The 3745-nt window shown below is 71.3% G+C and carries 3 protein-coding genes; all 3 read right to left on the reverse strand.

Annotated elements, in window-relative coordinates:
• Window positions 1–1042 (reverse strand): TrbI/VirB10 family protein (locus tag RN901_RS09305; protein WP_310757996.1); only part of this gene is annotated, 1042 nt, incomplete at its 3' end.
• Window positions 1039–1917, reverse strand: a complete 879-nt coding sequence (locus RN901_RS09310; RefSeq protein WP_310757997.1) for a TrbG/VirB9 family P-type conjugative transfer protein — start codon at window positions 1915–1917, stop codon at window positions 1039–1041. The genes RN901_RS09310 and RN901_RS09305, both read right to left, overlap by 4 nt.
• A 5-nt stretch (window positions 1918–1922) precedes the next feature.
• The coding region (locus RN901_RS09315; protein ID WP_310757998.1) for a DUF87 domain-containing protein at window positions 1923–3745 on the reverse strand (1823 nt) is incomplete at its 5' end.

A 3745-nucleotide genomic window follows, 5' to 3' on the forward strand; every position in this document is an offset into this window, starting at 1 on the left:
TCAGCGCGCCGACCGCTCCGGCAGCCGCGAACGTCGAGAGGTAGCGACGGTTGACCTGGTCGCCGAGCGCGCTCTCGCCCATCTGGTTGAGGCCGGTGAACTCAAGATCCACCCAGCTTCCGTCGGGCAGCAGCAGCCGGTGGAACGCGACGGCAAGCCGGGTCTGGTCCCGGTCCTGAACGGCTTGGGCCGTGCCGACGACGCGCGCGCCGCGCGGAATCAGCACCCGCTGCCGGTCGGGCGAATAGAGCGGCACCGACACCATGGCGAGCACCGGACCGGGGAACTCGCCCGACAACTGGGTAACGAGCACCGCTTCGAGGAACGCGCCTTCGTGGATGCGCTCCCAGCCCGGCGGGTCGTGCGGCCGGACCAAGCGGGCGGGCTCGGATGCGCGAAACGCGGCGGGAACATCCGCCCGCAGTGCCGGGTCTCCGACGCCGGGCGCGAACTCTCCGGCGGCCAGCCCGACCGCCATCTCGGCCTCAAGAGCGGCAAGGGACTGCCCGAGGGATGCAAGCGCTCCGTCGAGTGCCGCGTCGGGAGACTCGGGCACCAAGGGAGACGCCGCGGCATCCGGGGGTCCGTTCGGATCCCGGTGCGACTGCGCAACGGGGAATGAGCGGAGCGAGCGCGTCCGGCGCTCGACCTCCTCCAGCCGGAGCGCCTCGCGAAGCTCGAACTCGGCCCGGCTCACGGCAGTCCCGGTGCCACCTGAACTTGCCGCGGTGTCTTGCCCGGCCGGTTCCTGCCCTGGGGCACCGGACTGTCGCCCCTCCCGGTCCGCATCCGCCGCCGCCTGCTGGCTCTGGCGGTTGGTTTCGTCGCTGAAGCGCCCATCGAGCGACCGGCCCGTGCGGTCGTCCACGGGACGCGCCGGCGCGGGGGCGACGCCCTCGGCCGTCTCGTCGGGACCGGAAAACGACGAGGACAGCAGCAGCCCGGCCACGAGCACGGCGATCAGGGCGATCCCGACCTTCGTGACGAAGCCGCCGGGCAGCGCGCCCTTCGGCTCCTTCACCAACCGCTTCCAGAGGCTCATCTCGAACCCTCCCTGGGCTCGAACCGCCAGCGCAGCTGCTTGTTGCCGATCCGGAGCCAGCCGTCGCCGAGAACGCGGCGGGCGACGAAGAGGCCGTCCGCGGCGAGATCGAACGCGACCAGGCTCGGTTCGCCGTCCTGGAGTTCGTAGAGCACCGGAGACTCCTGTGCGCGCGAGCGGAGATAGGTGAACTCCCCGTCGTGCCACATCGCCTCGACCCGGAACGGTCGCTCGGACGCATCACGGTCCAGCCGGTACTCGAACCGGAGCCGCTCGGGGTAAGAGGCACGAAACGCCTCGATCTCCGCCTCGGCCCGGTCGCGCGCCTCGACGATCCGGGCTTCGGCCTCCTCGCGGGCCAGCCGCGAGGCGCTTGCCGCCTGCGCCGCCATCTCGCGGTAGGCGGAGACTTCGCTCCGGGCCACGAACCCAGGAGCACCGGACAGGGCCGTCGCTTCCGCACCCGCCTCGACGCGGACCACGAGATGCGGTGGCTTCTCACCGCTTTCCGATACGAGGAACGAGTAGATGCGCCCCGACTCGCAGACGAGCGCCACGTTCGTCGCCGCATCCTCGGCCAGCGGCTTCAGGTACGCGACGTTCGCCGCGCCGGTCAGGTGCCAGTACTCGGAGTCGCCGGCCACGAAGTCGAGGATCCGCTCCCCGGCCGGAAGCACGATGACCGTGGTATGGCGCACGCGCGCGCGGAGCCGGGGGATCCGCTCTTCGCCTTCCTGCGGCACCGGCACGCGGAGCAGGGCGGCATCGGTGGTCGCTTGCTGCGCGGCGGCATCGCAGGGAACCACGGCCAGAAGCAGCGTCAGCAGGACTACGACGATCCCGAGCAGGATCGCAGCGGTTGGAGTTGCCTTCATGGTGTTCACGTCCTCTCGGTTGGTGGGGTGGGATGGGTTCGGCCCGCGAGCGCTTCGAGCGCCCGGACCAGCCCGTGCCTCGCCACGGCTTCGGCGCGCCTCTCGGCGTCGAGCGGCGAGGAGGTGTAGAGCCAGTAGCTCTCCGGATCGACTTCGAGGCGGAGCACCGCCGCCTCGTCCGGGCGGCGGAGATACAGTTCGCGCTTGGGCGTCAGCGCCCGGATCCGGGCGACCTCCGACTCGTTCAGCCGGAACAGCGCCCCGGCCTCGTCGGGCAGTTCGGCGTTGGCGAGGAACAGCTTGGTGGGGATCGATTCGAGGAGCGCCGAAGCGCCCGGCGTCCCCGTCACGTCCACGGCGGACTGCGTCGCGAGCACGAGCGCGGCGTTCTTCTTCCGCCACGTCTTGGCCGCCTCGGCCAGGTAGTTCAGCACGGCGGGGTCCTGCATGTACCGCCACGCCTCGTCCACGACCATCAGCTTGAGCCGCGCGGTCTCGGCCGGGTCCTCGATCTCAAGCCGCATGCGTTCCAGCAGGTAGGCGAGCGCCGCCTCGCACAGGTCCGCGTGCTCCGCCGCGCCCGCCAGGTCGATCACCTGCCAGTCCCTGAATTCGATGTCCGCCCCACCCGCCGGGGGGTTGTCGAAGAACGCGCCCCACGCGCCGCCCTCCGTCCAGCGGCTCAGCGCGGGCCACATCGCCGACGGGAGCGAGCCGGCCAGCACGCTGAGCGTCCGGCGCTCCGTCCCGAGCGCGTACAGATCCTCGATCCGCGCGCGGATCTCGCTCGTGTCCGCGCCGCTTGCCTCGTACCCTCCGAGCTTCAGGAGCCGGAGCACCCAGCCGGTCAGGAACTGGAACGTGCGGGTGGTGGCGGGCAGCGCGAAGGGTGTAAGCCGGAGCGTGGGCTCCGGCTCTCCGGGCGCGAGCTCCAGATACCGGCCCCCGAGGAAGCGGGTCAGCCAGCGGTAGGAGCCGCCCAGGTCCAGAATCAGGATGCGCGGATCGTACTTGAGCGCCTCGACCAGCAGGAAGTTCAGCGTAAAGCTCTTGCCGGATCCCGTCGCCCCGAGGATCAGCGTGTGGCCCACGTCGCCAGCGAACAGGTCGTAGCGGTACGCCGTGCGCCACGGCGTCTCGAACACCGCCAGCGGCTCGCGGTCGAGATGCCGGCTCTTCCGGTTCCCCCTCGGTGGCCCGAACACGGGCGCGAGGCACGCCGCGAGACCCGCCGACACGAACACCCTCCGCACCTGCCGCTTGCGCGGCTGGGCCGGGAGCCGCGCGAACCACGCGGGAAGCTGGCCGTAGCCCTCCCGGATCACCTTCGCGTCGTGCGCGGCGAACAGGCGGCGCACGTCGCCGTCCAGCCGCTCGATTCCTTCGAGTTCGCCGTGCAAGGCCACGGTGAGCGACGCCTCGCCGTAGGCCACGCCGTCGGCTTCGAGTTCGACCAGCGCGGCTCCCAGACGGTCCGACTCCGCGGCGGCAGCGGAATCGACCATCGCCGCCGCCGTGCCTTGGGCGTCCTGCGCGTGCGCCATCATCGAATAGCGGCGCGAAAAGTAGTGGCGCTGCGCGCTTCGGATCCGGCGGCGCGCCGCCTCCACCGTCCACGGCCGCCATTCGAGCGAGACGGTCGTCACCGCGTCCAGGCAGTACAGGTCTTTGAGCAGGTTCGCGTGCGCCTGCCCGGGCGGCGACAGGAGCGAGTACAGGATCACCGGTTCGCCGTCGAGCCTCAGGTGCGACCGCTCGGCTTCAAGTTCCGACAGCGCGAGCCGCCAGTTCATGCCGCTGCCCGTCGCGCCGTCCCAGAACGTGCCGG

It is taken from the genome of Candidatus Palauibacter soopunensis (assembly GCF_947581735.1).
GTDB classification, from domain to species: domain Bacteria; phylum Gemmatimonadota; class Gemmatimonadetes; order Palauibacterales; family Palauibacteraceae; genus Palauibacter; species Palauibacter soopunensis.

What these genes read in the sequence shown, in the direction of transcription:
- RN901_RS09310 (WP_310757997.1), bottom strand. Translation starts at nt 1,917, where the DNA reads ATGAAGGCAACTCCAACCGCTGCGATCCTGCTCGGGATCGTCGTAGTC.